Genomic DNA, 314 nt, shown 5'->3' with positions numbered 1-314 from the left:
GACCGAGCGTGTCGTTGCCCGCCTTGAACCGGTCGAGGTCCCTCAGGAACAGCGCGGCCGGGCGACGCTGGCCGGGCGGCGGCGCGAGCGTCTTGTCGAGCGAGAAGCGCATGCGCTGACGATTGGCGAGACCGGTGAGGCCGTCGAACAGCGCCAGCCGGGTGATCTCCGCCTCCGACCGGCGCTTTTCGGTCAGATCGACGCCCGAGCCGATGACGCCGGAGAAGCGACCGAGTTCGTCCAGCGCCGGCCGGCCGCTGATCGACCACCAATGCGCGCCGCGCCGATCGCCGGCGGCGCAGACGGAATAGTCG

1 protein-coding gene is annotated in these 314 nt (G+C 71.3%); it reads right to left on the bottom strand.

Going from position 1 to position 314, the window contains the following annotated elements:
* A partial coding sequence (locus tag AC0IYH_RS30560) for a diguanylate cyclase domain-containing protein (protein WP_471837907.1) occupies positions 1-314 on the bottom strand: 314 nt, incomplete at both ends.

Source organism: Pseudomonas sp. AC463 (assembly GCF_979253585.1).
The sequence above is the reverse complement of the archived record's forward strand: the minus strand, read 5'-3'. Positions and strand labels throughout refer to the sequence as shown.